The following is a 21,631-nucleotide window of genomic DNA, read 5'->3' as shown; positions in this document are numbered from 1 at the left end:
CCCGCTTCCCCGCTTTCTTCAACACGCGTTCTTTTAATTTATACCCATATGAATTTTTAAAAAAAGTCTCATTTGCAAAATTCGGAATCAAAAATAGACTGAGAGCGTTACGAGTTCAATGTTTTGTTAACAAAAAATACATAGAAGGAGCGATAATCTTGAAGAAACAGATTTGTATTGTCGGAAGCGGCACCTCTGGTTTACAGCTCGCTTATGCTCTTAGAGATACGTTCTAGACTAGTTATGACTATGTAAAGCACCTGAAACTTCAATCAGGTGCTTTATTCTAACTTAACACATTAAAATACCGTGCTTCAGGATGAGCAAAAACAATCGCAGAAACAGATGCTTCCGGATCCATCATGCACCCATCCGTCAGTTGAATACCAATATCTTCTGGCTGTATCAGTTTAAATAACTTTTGCTGATCTTCTAGTTCTGGACAAGCCGGGTAACCGAATGAAAACCTTTGTCCCTGATAACGAGCGGAAAATCGTTCTCTCATTGTAAAATCTACCGAGTCAGGAAAGCCCCAGCGATCTCGCATCTGTTGGTGAACAAGTTCGGCGAACCCTTCTGCTGTTTCTAAAGCTAAAGCTTGTAGTGCGTGACTCTCAAGAAATCGTCCTTCTTTCTTATATTCTGCAGCAAGTTCACGAATACCTGTACCTGCTGTAACTGAAAAGAATCCAACATAGTCCATTTTCCCGCTTTCTTTTGACCGTAAATAATCTGCAATGCAAAGATAAGGCTCTTTGTTTTGTCTTGGGAATTCAAAAGTTTCTATGACTGTTCTTTGATCAATTGGATCATAGATCAGAATCTTTTCTCCATCACTTTGTGCTGGAAAGAATTGATATAGAGCTGAAGGTTGAATCAAATTCTTTTCTTTCGCTTCTTTTAACAGAAGATCAATCAATGATTTCATTTCAAGGGTCCGCTCGTCCTTTTCTTGTAGCAATCTAGTTATTTTACCTTTTATGCCAAGATGATGTCCGAGCAACATCTGTAGATTGATATAAGGCTGAATATGTGAGAGTGAGTAGTTTTTTAAAATGTGTCTTTCCGTATCGTTCGGAACAAAAACGGGAGCAGTTCTTGAAACCTTTGATCGGACTCTAACAGCAGTTGCAACCCCTGCAGAGCTTTCATTGATTTCAGAGTTTAGAGCTATTGTTTTTTTTCTCTCCGCAAACTCCACAGCCAGTCGATCGAACTCTTTTGGGGTTTGAATCTGATTTGCAATTGAGAGACCTTCCATCGCATCTTTTGCATAAAGAACCATTCCTTCGTATTCCTTCGATATCTTCGTGTCTGTAAACTTTCTTGATAATGCAGCACCGCCAACCAAAATAGGTGTTGAAATGTTCGCTTCTTTCATATCGTTTGCCGTTAACACCATCTGTTGAGCAGATTTTACAAGCAATCCTGAAAGTCCGATAATATTTGGTTGTTCTTTTTTGATTGCTTCAATTAACGTTTGAGACGTTACCTTTATCCCTAGGTCTACCACCTTAAATCCATTGTTACTTAGAATGATGTCTACAAGGTTTTTACCGATGTCATGAACATCACCCTTAACTGTCGCAAGTAACACTTTTCCTTTTGAAGCAGATTCATCATTCGTTTCCATGTAAGGTTCCAAATAAGCAACGGATGCTTTCATGACTTCTGCACTTTGCAGGACTTCTGCAACGATTAACTGGTTCTCATTGAATAGTCTTCCCACTTCTTTCATGCCATCCATTAATGGTCCATTGATGATGCTTAATGGAGTAGCATACTTTTGTAGTGCGATCTCTAAGTCTGGAATTAATCCTTCCTTCGTCCCCTCTAAAATATAATAGTGTAGTCGCTCTTCTAAACTCATATCAGGCAGCTTAGATTTTGTTTCTTTCTTCTTTCCTCTATAAAAGTCTGTAAAAACAGATAATGCTTTTTCTGTTGTTCGAAATAATAGATTTTCTGCCATCTCAATTTCTTCCGGTGCAATGGAAGCAAAACGTTCAAGCTTTTCGGTATTTACGATGGCATAATCGAGTCCCGCTTGTGTGCAATGATAAAGATATACAGCATTTAATACTTCACGGCCGACCGGTGGCAATCCAAATGATACGTTACTGACTCCTAAAATCGTTAAGCATTGTGGAAAATACTCCTTGATCATTCGAATTCCTTCAACTGTTGCATTGGCGGAGCCGATATACTGTTCATCACCCGTTCCAACGGGAAAAACGAGAGGGTCGAATATGATGTCTGAAGGTGAAACGTTATAGTTATTCACTAAAAGGTCATACGATCTCTTAGCGATTTCCAGTTTCCGTTCTGCAGATATACCCATACCTGTTTCATCTATCGTTCCGACAACGACTGCCGCTCCATATTTATGAAGAAGCGGGATTACCTTCTCAAACCGTTCTTCACCGTCTTCTAAATTAATAGAATTGATGATGGCTTTACCTTGTGAATACTTTAACGCTAGCTCGATAACATCTTCATCCGTTGAATCGAAAACAAAGGGAATTTTAACCTTCTTAACCGCTTCTTTCATAAACGCTTCCATGTCGCATAATTCATCCCGGTCAGGGTCAGCTAAACAAACGTCGAGTACATGAGCACCGCCTTTTACTTGAGCCCTTGCAATTTCAGCCGCTTCTTCAAATTCCCCTTCAGCAATCAACCGTTTAAATTTACGAGATCCGATAACATTTGTTCTTTCTCCTACCATAATCGGTCTTAACGTCGGATCATCATAGATGAATGGTTCAATTCCTGAAACCATATGAGTTTCGTTTACTTGCAGGTCACGTGGTTGATAGTTCTTCATAGCTTTTGATAATGCTTTAATATGAGCAGGTGTAGTACCGCAGCAACCACCCACCACATTCAGCCATCCTTTTTCTGCAAACCCAGATAATTTAGTAGCCAATGAGTCTGGTGTTTCATGATAATTTCCTTCTTCATCTGGTAGTCCTGCATTCGGATAACAGCTCACTGCTGATGTAGACAGACTTGATAGAGAGCGAATGTGATCTTGCATGAATTCAGGCCCTGTTGCGCAGTTCAACCCAACGGCAAGAGGATTCATGTGTTTTAACGATATATAAAAAGCCTCAATCGACTGTCCAGCAAGTGTGGTTCCCATCGGTTCAATCGTTCCAGAAACCATCAGTGGGATTCTTTTTCCCGTTTGTTCAATAGCTTGCTCGATCCCTAAAAAGCCAGCTTTTACATTCAGCATATCTTGGCTTGTCTCTAAGAGAAGAAGATCTGCACCTCCGTCAATCAATCCTCGTGCTTGTTCGGCATATGCATCTCTTAACAGATCAAACGTCGTACCGCCCGTAACACTGAGCGTTTTTGTGGTCGGTCCGAGTGAACCGGCAACAAAACGCGGCCACTTTTCTGTTGAAACAGTATCAGCGGCTTTCCTTGCTATTTCTGCTCCAAGCTTATTGATCTCGTATGCTCTATATCCTAGTTCGTATTCATCCAGTACAAGATTCGTGCCCCCGAATGTATTCGTTTCAATGATATCAGCGCCCGCCTCAAGATATTTATAATGAATGGATTCGATAACATCAGGTGCCGTTACATTTAGATACTCATTACAACCGTCATAAGCTTCACCGCCAAAATCTTCTGGAGTGAGTTCCGCTTCTTGAAGCATCGTTCCCATCGCACCATCCATGATTAAGATCTTTGATTTTAGCTGTTTTTCTATTGATGACTTAGGCATTCTGTGACCTCCTGGTTAAAAGTGATGGATGGTTAGCTCGTGCATATTGTGCTAATTCTACGGTTAGCTCGTACCGCATAAATGGTGTGATCAGATAGATGCCGTTAAAGAGTTCCATAGCTGTGTCTAATAACGACTTGGCAATCAATAAGCCTTCTTCGCACGCCTGTTGTGGATCATCTTTATACTTGCCCATGCGATCACGTACAGAATCAGAAAGTTTGATGCCAGGAACTTCATGGTGAAGAAACTCTGCGTTTCGTGAAGAGGTTAACGGCATGATTCCAATATAGATCGGTTTATCAATGTGCTTTGTAGCCTCATACGTTTCAATTAGTCTTTGCTCTGAAAAAACAGGCTGGCTGATAAAGTAATCTGCGCCATATGCGATTTTCTTCTCTAACCGCTCAACGGCTTTATCCATGGACCGGATGTTTGGGTTAAAAGCCGCTCCGACCGTAAAGGATGTTTTTTCGCCAAGTTCTTTCCCTGATAGAGATAATCCTTTATTAAACTGCTTGATGAGCTTGATCAGTTCAAATGAAGTGACATCATATACAGACGACGCACCTGGGAAATCTCCGACGCTTGCGGGATCTCCAGTTACAGCTAGTATTTCATGAATCCCATGCGTGTGAAGCCCCATCAAATGAGACTGAAGACCGATTAAATTTCTATCGCGGCACGTAATATGAACGAGCGGACGAAGGTTAAGTTGGGACTGCACAATGGACCCTAGTGCAGAGTTACAAACACGGGGTGAAGCAAGCGAGTTATCAGCGAGGGTAAGTGCATCGATTCCCGCTTCTTTTAACGCCTTTGCTCCTTCCATAAAACGTGACGTATCTAATTTACGTGGTGGATCTAGTTCAACAATAATGGATTGCTTCTTCTTTACTACTTCACTTAATGGTACATATTTCGATTTTGATGCTGTCTGTATGACAACTTTTCGCTTTCTTTGTTTCACTTCTTTTTCTGTTACAGGTTCTAAGTTTTTAAGTTCACTAGAGAAGGCATGTATATGAGCAGGCGTCGTACCACAACATCCGCCTAGTAGACGAACTCCTTGCTGCCTGAACAAACGGGCACATTCTTTAAAATAGTCAGCGTCCCCCTCATAATTAAAACGGCCATCTGTATAAGAAGGAAGCGATGCATTAGGAAACGCTGAAAGAATTGCCTTATTTGGTAATGCAACTTCTTCAAGCGTCATCAGCATGTGATAAGGCCCTAGACGACAGTTTAATCCCACAACATCAGCACCAATGTTCTCTAAAGAGGTCAAAGCTTCTGAAATGGGAGTGCGGTCCTGCATAAAGCCGACTTCCTGTAATGACACTTGAGCAATAATCGGAAGTGATGTTTCTTTTCTAGCAATTTGTAAAACCGTTTCTAATTCTTCAAGGTCATAATAGGTTTCTAATTGGATGCCATCTACATTCTCCATCAACAAACAATACAGCTGCTCGCGAAAACTGCGCTTGATCTCATCAAGAGAAATGCTATTTGGTTTTATACCGCGTATGCCACCGATCGTACCTACAACATATTCTTTATGAGCAGCTTTTCTGGCGATCTGAACAGCCGCTTTATTAATCTCTTTTACGTGATCTTGAAGCCCATAGCGTTCGAGCTTTGAATAGTTCGCTGCATACGTATTGGTTTGAATGATATCAGCACCTGCATCTAAATAAGCACGATGGATATTATAGATCTGCTCTTCTTGAGAAAGATTTAACTCTTCGTAACAAAAGTCGGATCCGTACGAATACAGAAGGGTTCCCATCGCCCCATCACCGATTAATATCTTGTTTTGTTTTAAGTCTGTGATTAAACTCATGACAGCCTCCTATATAAAAAATAAAAAGCCTTCTATAAAAGAAGACTTTTTGAGCGTCGGGGTCTTCTTATCTTTACAAGTTCAAGAATTGAACTTGCAGGAATTAGCACCTTTTCAGCTAGTAGCTGCTGGTTGCTGAGGTTTCATAGGGCCGCTCCCTCTACCTCTCTTGATAAGGATTTATTCATTTATTGGTTCGTTTACTAAATTGCGATCTATTTTCTTTATTAATTCCTGTTTATACGCGCGTTGCTTTTCTTCGTTATATAAAAAGGACCGATCTGTTAGCTTTGTTAATAAGTCTTTTCGATTTTTTTCCGGATATTCCTTCTTAATGATAGATCTACATTGAAATAAAAAATCTAAATACGTTTCATAGTCTTCACTGTATTTTTGTTGAAGCTCTTTTTTTATCGATTTAGATAAACTTGGACTAGCTCCAGAAGTAGAAACTGATAAAATGAGTTTCCCTCTCTTTACGACACTAGGAACAATAAAGTTACCCAGGTCTGGTTGGTCAACAACATTCACAAGCTGTTTCGAAGTTGTTTGTTCTGCAATCCAAGAATTCATCTCTTTACTATTGGTTGCAGCAATGATTAGAAACGCTTCTTCCAAATCTGCACGTTCCACTTCTCTTTCGATCCAAGTCAGCTTTCGTTCAGCATGCCATTCTTGAATTTCTTTAACAGCTGCTGGGCTGATTACTGTAATTATTGCCTCTTCATTCAATAAATCATTAATTTTACGATGTGCTACTAGACCACCGCCAGCTACTACAACCGTTCTACCAGACAAATTTATGTGAATAGGATACATAGCATTCCTCTCTTTTTAAGAACATGCATACTTCTTTGTTTCAAGTGTTTCATGGATACGCGTGAGTAAAACGTCTTTAAGGATAGGATGGTAGCCAAGGGTGTCACAAAGAGCTACGTTTTGTGTGGTCTGCTGCTGATAGCGAGTTATCGTATGTTTCATCCCATTTATTAATAGTCCTGAAAATAGAAGATAAGGCACAACGATAACCTGCTCATATGATTCGCTACTACTCCAGAGTGCTTCCTCAAAGCTTGGTTCTGAACCAGTTAGAAAACAAGCTTGAATACTAGGAATTCCATAATGATTTTGAACGTTAGATGCTATTGCTTCTAGGTCCCGCTTTACATCTTGATCGGTGCTACCTCTGCCCACTAGAAGGACATGTGAATTTTTTCTTAACGTAACTGCGCTTTTGATGATCTTCTCCCATAACAAATGGGAAATGGCTTCATGTACACCGAAAGGGCGTCCGTAATTCACTTCAACTTCTGGATATGTAGCCTGCAGTTGCTGAAGTTCTTTCGGTATGTCTTTTTTTATATGGTTCGCACTTAATAAGAACACAGGAATGACAGAGATGCTTGTTGCTCCTTTTTCTATACAGGTTTCAAACCCTTGAGCGATAGAGGGTTCACTAAGCTCTAGAAAACAAATCTCCTTAATGGACACATCAACTTGAGCCATACAGAGTCTCACAAATTCTTCTGCTTCCATACGTCCTTTTTCCAATCTTGTACCGTGACAGATAAAGAGCAATGCCTTCATTTACAATGCCTCTCTAACGTCAGCAAGCTTATTCCGTTCATCGTTCAGCTGTTCAAACCATTTCAGTTCACTGCGAAGACGAACGACCTCACCAACAATGATCATACTGGGATTCTCAATATGTTCTCTAACCACAATATCTTCAATCGTATCGAGTGTACCTGTAACGGTTCGTTGACTTTCTAAGGAACCCCATTGAACGAGAGCAACGGGTGTTTCTTTACTTTTTCCGTTTTTCGTTAACTGTTCGCAAATATAACCTAGGTTGCCCACTCCCATATAGATCGCTAACGTATCAATACCGTTCGCTAGACTTTCCCATTTCAGTTCATCTTCTTCGCCTTTTTTGCGATGACCTGTAACGACTGCATAGCTTGAAGCGATGTTTCGATGTGTAACAGGTATGCCCGCATAAGCTGGTGCTGCAATCCCTGATGTTATCCCTGGAATGACCTCAAACGGTATGCGACTTCTGGCAAGTGTTTCTGCTTCTTCTCCTCCTCTTCCAAACACGAAGGGATCGCCACCTTTTAGGCGAGTTACTACTTTTCCTTTCTGAGCGTGTTTAACTAAGAAACTGTTGATCGTCTCTTGCTTCATGAAATGGTAGTTTGGCAGTTTACCGCAATAAATTAAATCGCAATCGTTTTTTGCATAAGAGAGCAGTTCTTTGTTTACTAATCGATCATATAAAATGACATCCGCTTCCTGTATACAACGCAAACCTTTTACGGTTATCAACCCTGGATCTCCCGGACCAGCTCCGACAAGATACACTTTTCCCATCATCATCACTCCTTAAGAATTTAATATTGTTTCACGTTCATAGAGCACAAATCCGTTCCCTGTACGAATACGTTTCTTTTCATAAAGAGAGATCTCATCAACTTCAGGCTGTTTCAAAAAGTACTTCTCGAGCTCGATGTCAACCAACTGAAAAGCCTGTTCGTCTGTTGAAGCGGCTATCACAACAGGAATAACCTCTGATTTCAAAATCACTTCAAAACGGTATAAATACATAGAAAGACCCCCTTTTATGAGACTTTTTCTTCTAACTCTTCTGCGATTCGGTCCAGTTCTATTTGAAGCTGTTGAAGTCCCATTCGGTCTATATAGTCAAAAAAGCTTTCGGATGGAAGTTTCTTTTCTTTAAATCCAGTAAGGAATCGTAAAAGTACCTCGTCAAGTGAATCTGCATGAAACTTTCCTTTTAGCTTTTCATTAAACTTTCCTCCATCATCAAGTGTGCCACCCACATAAATCTCAAAGGCTTGAACCATCTTCTTCTCTTTCGTTTTTAACAATACACCTTGAAGACCAATATCAGCGATCTGACGCTGTCCGCAAGAGTTAGGGCAACCTACCATATGAATGCGAACGGGAACATCGAGTGCTATTTTTTGATCAAGGTTCTCAGCAATTTTACGCATCCTTTCTTTCGTTTCAACGAGTGCTAAGTTGCAGTACTCGATCCCTGTACAAGAGACGGAATGTCCTATAAAAGAAAGAGGCTGAGTAGTAATGCGTTTGAAAATGCCTTCTTTTAAAAGCAAGTCGACGTTTTCGTGTTTCACATTCGGAATAATTAAGTTTTGAGAATTCACCGTTCGAATTTCACCGTTTCCGTAGTTCTTAGCAATTTCAGCAAGCTCTAAAACTTCATCAGCATGAAGTCGACCAACAGGTACGTTAAAGCCGATATAACTTAATCCGTCTTGCTTTTGAGGATGAACACCATAGAAGTAACCGCCGTTCCATGTTTTAAGAGCATCTCTTCCTTTAGAGTGAAGCGGTCCGGTATATTCTAATAGCTTTTCTTTGAATTTATCTGGTCCCCAATCTGCCATTAAGAATTTCAGGCGTGCAAGGTGCCGTTTTTCCCGATAACCGTAGTCACGGAAAATCGTAGTAATTGCGATCGAAACTTCTTTGACCTGATGCGGCTCAATAAACACATCAAGGGGCTGTGCTAAGAATGGTCTAGATGAAAGACCGCCGCCTATCTTTATGTGAAAGCCAGGAATCTCTTTATCTTCTATTTCCTTAAAAGCTGGAGTAAAGGCCACACAGTTGATCTCAGCATGGGCACTATTGTTCACATTTGAACTAATGGACATTTTGTATTTTCTCGGCAAATTAGAGAAATCTTCATTATGCTGAAAGAACTCATAAACTTCCTTTACAATTTCAGTGGTATCGAAGAGTTCGTGTGGATCGATGCCCGCGATTGGGTTCCCCATGATGTTTCGCGTAATGTCCCCGCATGCACCTGCGCTCGACAACCCAACTGCTTCTAACCGATTAAAGATATCTGGAAACTGTTCAATCGTCAGCCAGTGAAATTGAATGGCCTGTCGTGTCGTGATATCGAATACGTCTCTTCCGTAATCTTTGCAAATATGAGCCAATGCTTTTACTTGTTCATAACTTAAAATGCCAGATGGAACATTGACTCTCATCATAAAATAGCCATCTTCTTTAGGACGCTGCAAATAGAGTCCTGCCCACTTGAAACTATCCCATTCTTCTTTCGGGATAGAGGAGAAGCCATTTTCTGCGTAATAAGGAATATCTTCAAATATTTTTAAGCCGTCTTTTACGAGCTTTTTTTGTTCGGTCTTATTAATCTTCGGATTTTCTGCCCACGTCTTTTGATATGCCATTCTCTCATTCTCCTTTTTATTTAGTTAAATCAGCTTCCTTTTTTCCAGAAGATTTAAGATGCTCTCTACAATCTCAGAAACGCTTTGTTCGTTAGTATATATGGTGAAATCTGGTGAAATTGGTTCTTCATAAGGTGAATCAATTCCAGTAAAGTCAGGAATTTCACCTTTTCTCGCTTTGCTATATAAACCTTTTGGATCTCTTTTTTCACATTCTTCAATCGGACATGAAACGAAAATTTCTATAAATTCCTCTTCTGAAACGATTCTTTTCGCCATTTCCCGATCTTGTATAAAGGGAGAGATAAAAGCTGTAAGTACGACCGTTCCGTTATCTACAAAAAGCTTTGATACTTCAGAAATGCGTCGTATGTTTTCACTTCGATCATCATCAGAGAATGAAAGATCGCGGTTTAATCCGTTTCGAATGTTATCTCCATCCAATACATAGTTTCTTATGTTTTGATCATACAGCTTTTGCGCCAATGCATTAGCTACCGTTGATTTTCCTGATCCTGAAAGTCCTGTAAACCAAAGTACAAAACTTGAATGGTTGTTTTGTTTTCGTCTTGCTTCTTTTGAAATTGAACTATCGTGCCAAATGATATTGTGCGGATTGCTCATTTGAATCTCCTATTCTATGATTTGCATCATTTCGATTTAGTCCATTTATTAATACCTCTACTACTTCTTTTCGGCTGAACGTACTAGGTGGAAGTTCTCCATTACGAAGAAGCTCTCTTACCTTAGTTCCAGATAAGATGACATGTTCTTCCGTTGGGTGTGGACATGTTTTCGAAGAAGCCATACCTTCGCATTTATTGCAATAAAAGCTATGTTCAAAAAACAACGTTTGGATGCCGATCTCATCTTCTGTAAACTGTGAAAAGATCTCTTGTGCTTCATACGTTCCGTAATAATTTCCTACGCCAGCATGATCACGACCTACGATAAAGTGTGTGCAGCCGTAATTTTTTCTGACGATCGCATGAAAAATGGCTTCACGAGGACCTGCATATCTCATCGCTGCAGGAAATACAGCAAGAAACACGCGGTCGATAGGATAATAGTTTTTTAGAAGAACATGATAGCTTTCCATTCGAACATCAGCTGGTATATCATCAGACTTTGTTTCCCCTACGAGCGGGTTTAAGAAGAGTCCGTCTACAATTTCAAGTGCGGCTTTTTGAATATATTCATGAGCACGGTGAACGGGATTTCTCGTTTGAAAACCTACTATGGTGCTCCAACCTAGTTCGTTAAATCGTTTTCTCGTTTCACTCGGATCGAGATGATACTCTTGAAACAAATTTTTCTTAATACGTCTAACTAGTGTAATCTCGCCACCTACATAAACAGAATGTCGTTCGAACAGCTTCTTAACTCCTGGATGATTTTGGTCGGATGTCTTATAAACTCGCTCTGCTTCAATTTGTTTAACAGGAGTATAAACATCACCTACTTTAAGAATCCCGTAGGTTACACCATCGTATGTTAAACGAACTTCTTCACCTCTTATAAGTGTTGATGCTGTATCAGAATCTACCGGTAACGTGATGGGCAAGCTCCAAACCGTTCCATCGCTGAGCCTTATATCGTGGACAACGGATTGATAATCTTTTTGGTTTAAAAATCCTGTTAAAGGACTATAAGCTCCAATCGCGATCAATTCAAGATCGCTGAGTGCAGTTGCATCAAGAATAATTTCTTTTTTAAGGTTGTGATGTGGTGTATCAGGCAGGAACTGAGTGATTAATTGCCCTCCATGTGGTTGAATCGTACTCATAAAGTCTCTCTCCTCCTAGTATTTCTCTATTTATTCTCGTGAAGCCCACATTCTAGTTTTCCTGTACCTGACCATCGACCGGCACGAAGGTCGTCTGCGTTAACAGCTGCCTGTGTACATGGCTCGCAGCCTATACTTGGATACCCATTGTCGTGTAGTTTGTTATACGGCAAGTCATGTTTATGTGCATACCGCCATATATCCTTCCACGTCCAATGAATGAGCGGACAAATCTTGATGCTTTTAAATCGCCCGTCCCGATTAACAAATTGCGTGTTCTGGCGGGTAGGTGACTGTTCACGGCGTAGACCTGAAAGCCAGGCTGTTACTCCGTTTAGTTCTTCTTCTAAAGGAATCACTTTTCGAATCGTGCAGCATTGATTAGGATTTAATTTCCAAAGCTCTTCACCGTGCTTACTCGCCTGTTCTTCAAGAGATAAAGCCGGTGTTTTCAATTTGATGCGAAGAGAAGGATATCTTTTCTTCGCTTCTTCAATCACTTCATACGTTTCTAGAAAATGCAGATGGGTATCAAGGAAAACAATTTGAGCATCCGGCTTTACTTGATGAACAAGATCCACTAAGACGCTTCCTTCAATTCCGAAGCTGCACGCATAAACCAGATCATCTTCATACGTTTCATAAGCCCACTTCAAAGCATGCAGCGCGCCTTTTGTGGGGTTTTCACTATCAAAATCACGGGTTTTTTCGTCCCATGTTTCGTACGTTAACAATCTGCTACCCCCTTTTCGCCATAAAAAAAGCGGCTTTAACGTTTTTAGGGCTTTGCCCATTCGTTAAAACCGCCTCTAGTTTTCTAGTCAGCGAATTATTTAATTCTTACCTTCTCGTTCTTTTCAAGCTGTATCACTTTTCCATCTTGAACGACTAAAGTGATTGATCCAAATTTAATACTGCTCAGCATTTGTTGAAGCTGAGGAAGAAAATCGTTTGCACTATTTTCGTTCGCCACTCCACTGCCTCCCTTTCTAACATTCATATCTTTTAAAGGCTCTTTCCTAAAATTGTTGTTTTCTAAGTCTTACTTTTTTCTTCTTTGACTTTTGATTGAAGTGGAAGATGCGATACTCCTGTGGCTCACCGCCTGCCCCACGGAAAGCGAGTATCTGCAACGGAAATCAACTCTTTCAAAAGCAACAATGAATATGAAAACAACAATAAAAAAACCTTCCCATTTCGGAAAGATAGTGGAGGTAAACATATTACCTTATCTTCCAAAATGTAAATACATTCTGCTGGAGTTAGCACCTTACAAACGCAGGTTGCCGGGTTTCATCGGGCCAGTTCCCTTCACCACTCTGGATAAGAGTTTAAATTTTATAAAATCATAACATATCTGAAGTGGATATCAAGACCTATTTTTTCATTTTTCTATTTTTAAAAAAAATTAAACAAACAGTTGACTTTTTATGTTTTTGAATCATATAGTAATAACTAAAATTTAATCCGTATCGCTGATCGGAAAACCGAAGGCTCTTAACACTACTTGTTAAGGGCCTTTTTATTTTGAGGAGGAAAAGTATGAAAAAGTTGATTGTATTAGCTCTAATTGGTCTTTTTGCACAGTTAATTGATGGATCACTCGGTATGGCTTATGGGGTTACATCTACATCTTTGCTCTTAGTAGCTGGAATTGCTCCTGCAGCTGCATCTGCGTCCGTACATCTTGCCGAAGTCGTAACCACTGCCGCATCCGGCGCTTCACACATTAAATTCGGAAATGTTGATCGGCAAGTTGTTACTCGATTAATTTTGCCGGGTTCGATCGGAGCATTTGTAGGTGCTTGTTTTTTAAGCAACCTTCCTGGAGATCTAATAAAGCCGTATATCTCTATCTTTTTAATTATCCTCGGTATATATATCTTATATCGTTTTCTGTTTAAACTTGGAGAGAAGAAAGCGAAAGTAAATGGTAAACCTTTTACAAAGAAACAGCTTATTCCACTTGGATTAGTAGCTGGTTTTTTAGATGCTACAGGTGGAGGAGGCTGGGGTCCGGTCACCACTCCAGTCCTAATGGCAAAACAAGACATGAAAACCAGGAAGGTAATCGGTTCTGTAGATACTAGCGAATTTGCTGTAGCTGTATCTGCTTCAATTGGATTTTTCATCGCACTCGGCTGGGAACAAGTTGAATGGCTATGGGTTGGTGCATTGATGCTAGGAGGAGTGATTGCGGCTCCTATTGCTGCATGGCTAGTTCGTCTCATTCCTTCTCACATATTAGGGGTACTAGTTGGTGGATTAATTATTATCACCAATACCCGCACCCTTCTTCATACTCTAGGCGTTTCACATAACATGTTGTTTTCGATCTACTTTGTTCTTGTTGCTTTTTGGGCAGTAGGGATTATCTATGCGGTAAAAAGCAATTCAGAAAATAAAAATCCGGAATTTTTAAAAAATTCAGTTGACTATTGAGAATGACCTATGTATTATAAATCTTAATTCAATATTCAAATCTTCTTATCCAGAGAGGCTGAGGGACTGACCCTATGATGCCCGGCAACCAGCGGAAACGCATGGTGCTAATTTCAGCAGAACAATGAATGTTCTGAAAGATGAGACTTCGATCGGGTGAAATCATCGGGACCTCTTCTTTTGGAAGAGGTCTTTTTTTCTGGGATAAGTTGAAACTGAATGCGATTGGATACAAAAAAATGACGTTGAGGAGAGATTTGAAAATGACTGATCAAAATGCAAAAAGACAGTATGGGTTTGAAACGATTTCTTTACATGAAGGTCAAAAAGTTGATCCGACTACAGGAGCTCGTGCTGTTCCGATCTACCAGACCACTTCCTATCAATTCAATTCAACAGAGCACGCAGCGAACTTATTTGCCCTAAAAGAGTTCGGAAACATATATACGCGTTTGATGAATCCAACGCAAGATGCGTTTGAACAGACCATTGCAAAACTTGAAGGTGGTGTTGGTGCTCTTGCTCTTGCTTCCGGCCAGGCTGCCATTACAAATGCTATATTCAATATCGCTGGCTCTGGTGATGAAATCGTCGCTTCCACCTCTCTATATGGTGGAACGTATAACCTGTTCTCTGTCACTCTCCCCAAGCTCGGCATCCAGACACAATTCGCTGAAATTGATAATCTTCAATCGTTTAAAGACGCTATTACAGAAAAAACAAAAGCCGTATACATTGAGACCATCGGGAATCCAAAAATCGATGTAGCCGACATTCAAGCGATTGCTGACATCGCACATGACGCAGGAGTTCCTCTTATTGTAGATAATACGTTGGCTACGCCTTACCTTTGTCGCCCGATCGAACATGGAGCGGATATCGTTGTTCATTCTGCAACAAAGTTCATCGGAGGACATGGTACTTCAGTAGGTGGAGTTATCGTCGATTCTGGAAAATTTGATTGGAGCAATGGGAAATTCCCAGGCTTGACTGAGCCAGATTCAAGTTATAAAGGAATTGTGTATACGGATGCATTTGGTCCACTTGCTTATATTCTAAAAGCACGTGTTCAGCTGCTTCGAGATCTAGGTTCGTCTATCGCACCGTTCAACTCCTTTCTATTTATTCAAGGATTGGAAACACTTGCTCTTCGTATAGAACGTCATGTTGAAAATACATTGAAAGTAGCGAAGTTCCTAGAGAGTCATCCATCGGTCGATTGGGTAAATTACGCAGGGCTTCCAAGCAGCCCTTACTATGAACTTGCCCAAAAATACCTCCCTAAAGGCGCGGGTGCAATTTTAACATTCGGGGTTAAAGGCGGTGTAGACGAAGGTAAAAAGTTGATCGAAAATGTTAGCATCTTCTCTCACCTGGCAAACGTGGGAGATTCAAAATCATTGATCATCCATCCAGCTAGCACCACTCATCAACAACTCTCTGAAGAAGAACAAAGAAAATCAGGCGTAAGTCCAGAACTAATCCGTCTTTCGATCGGAATTGAAACAGTAGATGATCTAATATATGACTTAGATCACGCATTAAAAGCGATCTCACTTTCTCCAAGTGGATTGTAGATTACAACGATTAAGCTGTTCAAGAAATCCTTTGAGCAGCTTTTTTGTTGCCAAGACTCTTCTCCTGTTAGCGAGCACCTTAGACGGAAATCAGCTTTATGAACAAACTTGTATACAGATACAGCTTTGTCATAAATCAGTTTCTCCTTACAAATACTATTGGTAACAAATTTTAGAATGAGGGCTCATGATGTCTACCATTGTAAAAATGATTGTTTCCATGTTTTTATGTCACATTCTTTTTTTCGGACCAAAAGTCAATGCAGGTGTAGTAAATCGTTTTGAAGTAGAGAAATATGGAGATGTAATCTGGGAAGTCCCTTCAAAAAAGAAACAAGTTGCGATTACATTTGACGATGGACCAGACCCCGTATACACCACTCAGATCTTAGATGTTCTTAAAAAGGAAGGTGTTCATGCAACATTCTTTCTTATTGGAAAGCGGGTTGAGAAGTATCCAGAAATCGTGAAAAGAGAGCTAAAAGAAGGACATGAAATCGGCAACCATACGTATAATCACCCTAGTTTCCACACCATTTCAAGGCATAAAGTTGTGGTTGAAACAAGAAAGACCGAGCACCTTCTCGATCCTGCTCATCATTCAGATTACATAAAATTGTTTCGACCTCCAGGCGGAACTGTTACAGAGAACAGTTTAAAAGTCTTAAAAAAAGAAGGATACAAAGTTATCCTATGGTCTTGGCATCAAGATCCCCGTGATTGGACAAATCCAGGATCTGAAAGGATCGCCAGACACATCCTAACGAATTTAAAAAACGGAGATATTATCCTTTTGCATGATTCTGGCGGTAATCGCAGTCAAACGGTTGCTGCATTAAAGATTATCCTTCCTAAGCTTAAGGAAATGGGTTATGAAATTGTAACGGTTGATGAACTATTAAAAATGCACCCACGATACAATGAGTTCCACGAAACTGAAGTGAAGAAAGAAGAAGCCCCGTTATTAATCGAATAAAGAGTGAAAAGAACAAATTTTATGATTATATTGTTCTTTTCTTTTTTATTTAAACCTCCCTACTGCTCACTTTGTTCAGACGCTTGCTCACTATTTGTTTTTAACATTAAATAAAAGCGCTTGCATTTTATAATCACTGTACTATAATACTACTTGTATACAAGTATACTCGTTCTACAAAAGGAGGTTATTAAGTTGAACGATTCTATGGAATTTCTTTATCCTGAAAAGTGGCTTTCCAAAGCTTCTACTGGGGAACGTGTCGCATGTGAACTAAGAATGAGGATTATCTCGGGACTCATTGAAAGCGGTACCACTCTTTCTGAAAATAAATTAGCTGCTGAGTATAATGTAAGCCGCTCTCCTATACGAGAAGCACTTAAGGTTCTATCGAATGAAAACTTAATTCGTTTAGAGCGAATGGGTGCAGTTGTGGTCGGCTTAACTGAAAAAGAAATTGAAGAAATTTATGATGTTCGACTTCTTATTGAGACGTTCGTGTTTGAACGACTTGTTAAAAACGACACGGCTCACGTTGTTAAAGAACTTACAAAAATTTTTGAGATGATGCAGATTGCAATTAAGTACAAAGATGCTGATGAGTTCGCTCTTCAGGATGTCTTGTTTCATGAAACAATTATTCGTTCTATCAACCATTCGTACATCACGATGATCTGGAACAATACTAAACCAGTTATGGAAAGCTTCATCTTATTATCCATGCGCATGCATTTCAATGAAAAGTACGATGACCTTTCTCGAATCATGAAAAACCATGAACTCTATATTGATGCGATTTCATCAAAAAATAGAGAAATTATGATTCAATCGCTGCACCAAAATTTTGATGATGTTCAAGGAAAAGTAGATGATTTATGGATGTCACAACAAATGCTATCGAAAGCATGGGAGCAAGAAAAGGAGTAAATAAATGATGGATATCGACGGTTCACAACATAGAAAAAGCTATATGGTAGGAGTCGACATCGGAACTACAAGTACTAAAGCAGTGTTGTTTAATGAAAACGGTGAAATTCTTTCACAAGAAAACATTGGGTACCCGCTTCACACGCCTGATATTTCTACAGCGGTACAAGATCCAGAAGAAATTTTCCGAACGGTTTTGCAAACCCTTACAAATGTTATCGAACGTTCTTCTATTCCATCCAGCGCTATTTCGTTCATTTCATTTAGCAGTGCCATGCACAGCGTGATTGCAATGGATGAAGATGATCAGCCCTTAACACCTTGTATCACTTGGGCAGATAATCGCAGTGAAGCTTTTGCACGAAAAATAAAAACACAATGTAACGGACATGAGATTTATAAACGAACAGGCACTCCTATCCATCCGATGAGTCCATTAAGTAAAATCGCTTGGATTGTAAATGATCAGCCTGAAATCGCAGCAAGAGCAAAAAAATATATAGGGATTAAAGAATTCATCTTTCAGCGCCTATTTAACGAATATGTTGTTGATCATTCTCTAGCCTCAGCGATGGGGATGATGAATCTGAAAAAGCTGGATTGGGATGAAGAATCTTTACGTGTCGCAGGAATTAATCGTAATCAATTATCAACCCTAGTCCCTACAACAACGATCTTCAATGATTGTCATCAAGATATAGCCAAGCAGATCGGAATCGAACCGAAAACAGCATTTATTATTGGAGCAAGTGATGGCGTGCTGTCAAACCTGGGTGTAGATGCGATCGGTAAAGGCGAAATAGCCGTAACTATTGGTACGAGTGGGGCGATACGTACAATCATTGATCAGCCAAAGACTGATGAGAAAGGCAGAATTTTTTGCTACGCACTAACAGAGAATCACTGGGTCATCGGTGGGCCAGTTAACAACGGCGGTGTTGTCCTGCGCTGGATACGAGATGAATTCGCAGCTTCAGAACTTGAAACAGCAAAGCGTCTAGGAATAGATCCTTATGAAATTTTAACTAAGATAGCAGAACGTGTGCGACCTGGAGCTGATGGTTTACTGTTTCACCCTTATCTCGCTGGTGAACGTGCTCCACTTTGGAATTCAGATGTTCGAGGATCATTCTTCGGTCTAACGTTGTCTCATAAGAAAGAACATATGATTAGAGCCGCACTTGAAGGAGTGATCTATAACCTTTATACCGTGTATCTAGCATTGATTGAATGTATGGATAAACCTGTAAGCCGAATCCAAGCGACTGGAGGCTTTGCTCGATCAGAAACATGGCGTCAGATGATGTCAGACATTTTTGATACAGAGGTAGCGGTGCCAGAGGTTTACGAAAGTTCTTGTTTAGGTGCATGTATTCTAGGGTTATATGCAACAGGAAAAATAGAATCGTTTGAAGCGGCTTCAGATATGATTGGAAGTACTCACAATCACACTCCAAATCAAGAAGCGGTTAAAGAATATAGAGAATTGTTACCCATCTTTATCAGTCTATCTAGAAAACTAGAAGAAGATTATTCACGTATTGCAGCGTATCAAAGAAGTTTAATCACTAGAGAAAATTAATATCAGGGGGATCTATCATGCCATTATTTATTGTAGCTTGTGGAATTTTAGCATTGTTATTATTGATCATGTATTTCAAATTAAACACATTCATTTCTTTAATCATCGTATCTTTCGGTGTTGCATTAGCACTAGGTATGCCACTTGGTGAAATTGTAAAATCAATTGAAGCTGGTTTAGGTGGAACACTCGGACACCTGGCATTAATTTTCGGTCTAGGTGCCATGCTAGGTAAACTAATTGCTGATGCCGGCGGTGCTCAGCGGATTGCTATCACACTCATTGAGAAATTCGGTGAAAAGAAAATTCAATGGGCGATTGTTGTTGCTTCTTTCATTATTGGTATCGCTTTATTCTTTGAAGTAGGTCTTGTTCTATTAATTCCGATCGTTTTTGCCATTTCAAAACAATTACGCGTTTCCATTCTTTATCTAGGTATTCCAATGGTAGCAGCTCTTTCAGTAACACACGGATTCTTACCTCCTCACCCGGGGCCAACGGTAATTGCAGGAGAATTTGGTGCTAATATTGGTGAAGTATTGCTTTATGGTTTTATTATTGCAATCCCTACTGTAATTCTTGCAGGACCAGTATTTACAAAGATTGCAAAAAAGATTGTTCCTGACTCATTCAACAAAACAGGAAATATTGCTTCACTAGGTGAACAGAAAGTATTTAAATTAGAAGATACACCTTCATTTGGTATCTCAGTGTTTACAGCGATGCTTCCAGTTATTTTAATGTCTATCGCTACTGTAATCACACTTGTTCAGAACACGATGGGTATTGCAGACTCAAAGACATTTGAAGTGATTCGCTTTGTTGGTGACGCATCTACTTCCATGCTGATCTCATTACTTGTAGCTGTTTATACGATGGGATTAGCTAGAAATATACCGATTAAAACAGTTATGGATTCATGTACGACAGCTATCACTCATATCGGAATGATGCTATTAATCATCGGTGGAGGCGGAGCCTTCAAACAAGTATTGATCAACGGTGGCGTTGGCGATTATGTAGCTGAGTTGTTCAAAGACACTACGTTCTCCCCGATTTTACTAGCATGGATTATCGCAGCCATCCTTCGAATTTCGTTAGGATCTGCAACAGTAGCTGCATTAACAACAGCGGGTCTAGTCATCCCATTATTAGGTCAAACCGATGTTAACCTTGCGTTAGTTGTCCTTGCAACAGGAGCTGGTAGTTTAATAGCATCACACGTGAATGATGCAGGTTTCTGGATGTTCAAAGAGTATTTTGGCTTAAGTATGAAAGAAACGTTTGCAACATGGACTTTATTAGAAACCATTATCTCAGTGGCTGGATTAGGTTTCATCCTTCTATTAAATCTATTTGTATAACAAATGTAAGAAATCCCTATCGAATGATATTCGATAGGGATTTCTTTATGTATTGTGCGTTTAAGCTTTAATTATCATTCCGATAATTGTATATCGAATTCTTCTAGAAGATCTTTGAACGCTGGCCGTTCATTCCCGTCTCGGCCTTTGACATGTGTAGCTGTTACTATGGAGTTTAACACTGCTTCTTCTACAGCTTCTCCAACAGCACGAAATGCTAGATCCATATCTTCTTCATGTATCGTTGGAATCATAGTAATCTGATTCGGTTTATTATGAGGAATCTTAGTTGCTGTTGAAAAACCAATCACCACTTCCCCGCTGCCGTGCGTAATAATCGAACCCGTTCTTGACAAACCTGTCACAGATCTCTTAATAATTCGGTTCAGTTGTCTTTCAGAAACGGGTAGATCTGTAGCTACGATAATCATGACAGATCCTTTGTCCTTTTCTTCCCACGATTTTAGTAAAGCTTCCTTTAATTCTTGTCCGATAGCTCTACCGTTTATCAGCAGGTCGCTTAATATGCCGAAGTTTGACAATACAAGTACGCCAATCGTAAACGTTTCGTTGTCGATTGAAAAACATCTTGAAGACGTACCGATTCCACCTTTTAAGGAATAGCAAAGCATTCCCGCTCCCGCTCCAACACTGCCTTCCTTTACTTCCTTTCCGGCATTTTCTATAGCTTTTACGACATGATCTCTTTTTACAAATTGTGCTCTTACATCATTCAAAAACATGTCATTACATTCACCAACGATAGGGTTTACTGTACCTGTTATCTGGCCAATCTCAGGATTCTTATCTAACATATATTGAATTAAGGCATCTGCGGCGGTTCCTATACTCAACGTGTTAGTCAGTATGATAGGAGTTTCTAACACCCCTAGTTCTTTCATCTGAATGGTTCCCATCGTTTTCCCGAATCCATTGATCACATGACTCGAAGCGATAAGTTTGTCCATAAATGTATTTCCGTCATGAGGAATGATGCTAGTAACCCCTGTTTGCATATTCCCTTCGCTTAGCGTTACATGCCCTACTGTAACTCCTTCAACATCTGTAATTGAGTTAAAAGCCCCGGTTTCTATCTTACCAATCTTCACCCCGAAATCTCTAATCCGTTTCTGTGTCATGTAAGT

18 protein-coding genes and 3 riboswitches are annotated in these 21,631 nt (G+C 39.9%); of the genes, 6 read left to right on the top strand and 12 right to left on the bottom strand.

Going from position 1 to position 21,631, the window contains the following annotated elements; all coding sequences use genetic code 11:
* Positions 1-286: 286 nt before the first annotated feature.
* The 11 genes from metH to IHV11_RS21180 form a co-directional block, all read right to left on the bottom strand.
* The gene (gene metH / locus IHV11_RS07850; RefSeq protein ID WP_197194274.1) at positions 287-3,739 is read right to left on the bottom strand and encodes a methionine synthase; all 3,453 of its coding nucleotides are present in this window, start codon (positions 3,737-3,739) and stop codon (positions 287-289) included.
* Positions 3,732-5,582, bottom strand: coding sequence for a bifunctional homocysteine S-methyltransferase/methylenetetrahydrofolate reductase (locus IHV11_RS07845; protein WP_197194273.1), 1,851 nt, complete (start codon positions 5,580-5,582; stop codon positions 3,732-3,734). Before IHV11_RS07845 ends, metH begins: the two co-directional genes overlap by 8 nt.
* A gap of 64 nt (positions 5,583-5,646) precedes the next feature.
* A riboswitch (SAM riboswitch) is annotated at positions 5,647-5,761 on the bottom strand.
* 1 nt (position 5,762) lies between these two features.
* Complete coding sequence (locus IHV11_RS07840) at positions 5,763-6,401, bottom strand: NAD(P)-binding protein (RefSeq protein WP_197194272.1); 639 nt, start codon at positions 6,399-6,401, stop codon at positions 5,763-5,765.
* Positions 6,402-6,416: 15 nt separating this feature from the next.
* Positions 6,417-7,169: a sirohydrochlorin chelatase gene (locus IHV11_RS07835; protein WP_197194271.1), complete on the bottom strand. Its 753-nt coding sequence runs from the start codon at positions 7,167-7,169 to the stop codon at positions 6,417-6,419.
* Positions 7,170-7,955: a uroporphyrinogen-III C-methyltransferase gene (gene cobA, locus IHV11_RS07830; protein ID WP_197194270.1), complete on the bottom strand. Its 786-nt coding sequence runs from the start codon at positions 7,953-7,955 to the stop codon at positions 7,170-7,172.
* A 12-nt stretch (positions 7,956-7,967) separates the two neighbouring features.
* A complete protein-coding gene (locus tag IHV11_RS07825) occupies positions 7,968-8,189 on the bottom strand; it encodes a DUF3906 family protein (protein WP_197194269.1) in 222 nt (73 codons plus the stop codon).
* A gap of 14 nt (positions 8,190-8,203) precedes the next feature.
* Positions 8,204-9,832 carry a nitrite/sulfite reductase gene (locus tag IHV11_RS07820; RefSeq protein ID WP_197194268.1) on the bottom strand — a complete coding sequence of 543 codons (1,629 nt, stop codon included), beginning with the start codon at positions 9,830-9,832 and terminating at the stop codon, positions 8,204-8,206.
* Positions 9,833-9,856: 24 nt separating this feature from the next.
* Positions 9,857-10,456 carry an adenylyl-sulfate kinase gene (cysC, locus tag IHV11_RS07815; RefSeq protein ID WP_197194267.1) on the bottom strand — a complete coding sequence of 200 codons (600 nt, stop codon included), beginning with the start codon at positions 10,454-10,456 and terminating at the stop codon, positions 9,857-9,859.
* Positions 10,422-11,618 (bottom strand): sulfate adenylyltransferase, encoded by a 1,197-nt coding sequence (gene sat, locus IHV11_RS07810; RefSeq protein WP_197194266.1) that lies wholly within the window; start codon positions 11,616-11,618, stop codon positions 10,422-10,424. The genes cysC and sat overlap by 35 nt, the downstream gene beginning before the upstream one ends.
* A gap of 26 nt (positions 11,619-11,644) precedes the next feature.
* On the bottom strand, positions 11,645-12,352 hold the full coding sequence (locus IHV11_RS07805) for a phosphoadenylyl-sulfate reductase (protein ID WP_197194265.1): 708 nt from the start codon (positions 12,350-12,352) through the stop codon (positions 11,645-11,647).
* 95 nt (positions 12,353-12,447) lie between these two features.
* A complete protein-coding gene (locus tag IHV11_RS21180; protein WP_286166257.1) occupies positions 12,448-12,591 on the bottom strand; it encodes a YezD family protein in 144 nt (47 codons plus the stop codon).
* A gap of 252 nt (positions 12,592-12,843) precedes the next feature.
* Positions 12,844-12,948: riboswitch (SAM riboswitch) on the bottom strand.
* Between the two features lie 212 nt (positions 12,949-13,160).
* On the opposite strand from IHV11_RS21180, the gene IHV11_RS07795 reads away from it, so the two are divergent.
* From IHV11_RS07795 to IHV11_RS07770, 6 genes are all read left to right on the top strand, one after another.
* On the top strand, positions 13,161-14,060 hold the full coding sequence (locus tag IHV11_RS07795; protein WP_197194264.1) for a sulfite exporter TauE/SafE family protein: 900 nt from the start codon (positions 13,161-13,163) through the stop codon (positions 14,058-14,060).
* Positions 14,061-14,102: 42 nt separating this feature from the next.
* A riboswitch (SAM riboswitch) is annotated at positions 14,103-14,207 on the top strand.
* Positions 14,208-14,323: 116 nt separating this feature from the next.
* On the top strand, positions 14,324-15,637 hold the full coding sequence (locus IHV11_RS07790) for a homocysteine synthase (protein WP_197194263.1): 1,314 nt from the start codon (positions 14,324-14,326) through the stop codon (positions 15,635-15,637).
* 187 nt (positions 15,638-15,824) lie between these two features.
* The gene (locus IHV11_RS07785) at positions 15,825-16,613 is read left to right on the top strand and encodes a polysaccharide deacetylase family protein (RefSeq protein ID WP_197194262.1); all 789 of its coding nucleotides are present in this window, start codon (positions 15,825-15,827) and stop codon (positions 16,611-16,613) included.
* A gap of 195 nt (positions 16,614-16,808) precedes the next feature.
* A complete protein-coding gene (locus tag IHV11_RS07780; protein ID WP_197194261.1) occupies positions 16,809-17,540 on the top strand; it encodes a GntR family transcriptional regulator in 732 nt (243 codons plus the stop codon).
* A 43-nt stretch (positions 17,541-17,583) separates the two neighbouring features.
* Positions 17,584-19,122, top strand: coding sequence for a gluconokinase (gene gntK, locus IHV11_RS07775; RefSeq protein ID WP_197194949.1), 1,539 nt, complete (start codon positions 17,584-17,586; stop codon positions 19,120-19,122).
* A gap of 17 nt (positions 19,123-19,139) precedes the next feature.
* On the top strand, positions 19,140-20,486 hold the full coding sequence (locus IHV11_RS07770) for a GntP family permease (RefSeq protein ID WP_197194260.1): 1,347 nt from the start codon (positions 19,140-19,142) through the stop codon (positions 20,484-20,486).
* Between the two features lie 74 nt (positions 20,487-20,560).
* On the opposite strand, the gene IHV11_RS07765 is transcribed toward IHV11_RS07770, so the two are convergent.
* The gene (locus IHV11_RS07765) at positions 20,561-21,625 is read right to left on the bottom strand and encodes a P1 family peptidase (RefSeq protein WP_197194259.1); all 1,065 of its coding nucleotides are present in this window, start codon (positions 21,623-21,625) and stop codon (positions 20,561-20,563) included.
* Positions 21,626-21,631 lie beyond the last annotated feature (6 nt).

It is taken from the genome of Fictibacillus sp. 26RED30 (assembly GCF_015903845.1).
Taxonomy (GTDB): domain Bacteria; phylum Bacillota; class Bacilli; order Bacillales; family Fictibacillaceae; genus Fictibacillus; species Fictibacillus phosphorivorans.
Note: the sequence above shows the minus strand (reverse complement) of the source record. Positions and strands in the feature narration are given on the sequence as shown.

Bases quoted from the DNA above. Each gene is read 5' to 3' on its own strand.
- IHV11_RS07795 (WP_197194264.1), top strand. From the start codon at position 13,161: ATGAAAAAGTTGATTGTATTAGCTCTAATTGGTCTTTTTGCACAGTTA.
- IHV11_RS07785 (WP_197194262.1), top strand. From the start codon at position 15,825: ATGATGTCTACCATTGTAAAAATGATTGTTTCCATGTTTTTATGTCAC.
- IHV11_RS07770 (WP_197194260.1), top strand. From the start codon at position 19,140: ATGCCATTATTTATTGTAGCTTGTGGAATTTTAGCATTGTTATTATTG.
- IHV11_RS07845 (WP_197194273.1), bottom strand. From the start codon at position 5,582: ATGAGTTTAATCACAGACTTAAAACAAAACAAGATATTAATCGGTGAT.
- gntK (WP_197194949.1), top strand. From the start codon at position 17,584: ATGGTAGGAGTCGACATCGGAACTACAAGTACTAAAGCAGTGTTGTTT.
- IHV11_RS07790 (WP_197194263.1), top strand. From the start codon at position 14,324: ATGACTGATCAAAATGCAAAAAGACAGTATGGGTTTGAAACGATTTCT.
- IHV11_RS07840 (WP_197194272.1), bottom strand. From the start codon at position 6,401: ATGTATCCTATTCACATAAATTTGTCTGGTAGAACGGTTGTAGTAGCT.
- IHV11_RS07835 (WP_197194271.1), bottom strand. From the start codon at position 7,169: ATGAAGGCATTGCTCTTTATCTGTCACGGTACAAGATTGGAAAAAGGA.
- IHV11_RS07820 (WP_197194268.1), bottom strand. From the start codon at position 9,832: ATGGCATATCAAAAGACGTGGGCAGAAAATCCGAAGATTAATAAGACC.
- IHV11_RS07765 (WP_197194259.1), bottom strand. From the start codon at position 21,625: ATGACACAGAAACGGATTAGAGATTTCGGGGTGAAGATTGGTAAGATA.
- cysC (WP_197194267.1), bottom strand. From the start codon at position 10,456: ATGAGCAATCCGCACAATATCATTTGGCACGATAGTTCAATTTCAAAA.
- sat (WP_197194266.1), bottom strand. From the start codon at position 11,618: ATGAGTACGATTCAACCACATGGAGGGCAATTAATCACTCAGTTCCTG.
- IHV11_RS07825 (WP_197194269.1), bottom strand. From the start codon at position 8,189: ATGTATTTATACCGTTTTGAAGTGATTTTGAAATCAGAGGTTATTCCT.
- cobA (WP_197194270.1), bottom strand. From the start codon at position 7,955: ATGGGAAAAGTGTATCTTGTCGGAGCTGGTCCGGGAGATCCAGGGTTG.
- metH (WP_197194274.1), bottom strand. From the start codon at position 3,739: ATGCCTAAGTCATCAATAGAAAAACAGCTAAAATCAAAGATCTTAATC.